2 protein-coding genes are annotated in these 1248 nt (G+C 60.9%); both read left to right on the top strand.

Features of this window, described 5'->3' with window-relative positions:
• Positions 1 to 508 (top strand): TRAP transporter substrate-binding protein DctP (gene dctP / locus Q8M88_RS08355; protein WP_305596292.1); only part of this gene is annotated, 508 nt, incomplete at its 5' end.
• 5 nt (positions 509 to 513) lie between these two features.
• A partial coding sequence (locus tag Q8M88_RS08350) for an HpcH/HpaI aldolase/citrate lyase family protein (protein ID WP_305596290.1) occupies positions 514 to 1248 on the top strand: 735 nt, incomplete at its 3' end.

Below are 1248 nucleotides of genomic sequence, written 5' to 3'. Positions count from 1 at the left end.
GAAGATCCGGCTGCCGCCCTCTCCCATGATGTCGGAAACCCTGCAGGAGCTGGGCGGTAATCCGACCGTGATGAGCTGGGCCGACACCCAGCCTGCGCTGGCCTCTGGTGCGATCGACGGTGTGGAAAACCCGATGGAGCTGTTCTTCGCCGCCAAGATGAACACCTTGGGGCAGAAGTACGTGACACGCTGGAACTACATGAACGAGGTGCTCCTGTTTGGCGTCTCCAAAAACGCGTGGGACAGCTGGTCGCCCCAGGACCAGAAACTGGTGCGGGACGCAGCCATCGAAGCCGCGCGTCTCAATGTGCTGGAGGTGCGAAATGCCTACGCGGAGGACATTGCAAACGCCTCCAAGTTGGGTGTTGAGGTGGTTCAGCCAACGGCCGCTGAGCTCAACGCGTTTGTGGTCGCGACACGTCGTACCTATGCGCGCTGGAAGGCGCAAATCAACCCGACGCTTGTCTCCGCGATTGAACAAATCGTTGTTGACAGTCGCAAGGGGTGAACGCTATGTCACAGGAAACCAAGCAGGTCAACGATCCCCTGATGGGGTTCTGGCTCACAACGCCCAACTTTCAGTTCGCCGAGATGCTGGCAGTAGCCGGCTTCCGACGCCTAATACTCGACGTTGAACACGGTCCTTTTGGGCACGAAACGCTGCACAACTTCATTCCGGCATGCAAAGGCTTGGGACTTGAGGTGTTCGTCAAGGTGCTCGCGCCCGAGCGCAGCCCCATCCAGACTGTGCTGGATTTTGGCGCCGACGGCGTCATGATTCCCCACCTGCAGAACCTGGACCATGCCCGCGAGGTGTGTGCATACGCCAAATTTCCGTCGACCGGGGACCGCAGCTTGGCCGGCGGCCGGGCGATGAGATACCGGATGCCGACCGATGATTGGTTTGAGCAAACCAATCAACGAATCCGTTGTTTTGCGATGATCGAAACGGCGGGCGCCCTGGCCGACGCCGAAGGCATTGCCGCGCTGCCGTGCGTGGACGGCCTGTTTCCCGGGCCAACCGACCTGTCGGTTCGGCGCGGCAGGGGGATGTACAAACGTACCCCCGACGATTGGCAGGACATCGAGTCCATTGCACACGCCTGCCGAAACAACGGTAAGGCGCTGGTATTGCCGGCATGGAGCGCAGAGGAGCGCCGACGCGGGATCACAGAGCTGGGCGCTTCGTTCGTGTTCTCTGGTCTGGAGATGCTGGAGATGGGGCGTCTCGCGCACGAGCTTGCCACG

The sequence above is a fragment of the Phenylobacterium sp. genome (assembly GCF_030693805.1).
Taxonomy (GTDB): domain Bacteria; phylum Pseudomonadota; class Alphaproteobacteria; order Caulobacterales; family Caulobacteraceae; genus Phenylobacterium.
The sequence above is the reverse complement of the archived record's forward strand: the minus strand, read 5'-3'. Positions and strand labels throughout refer to the sequence as shown.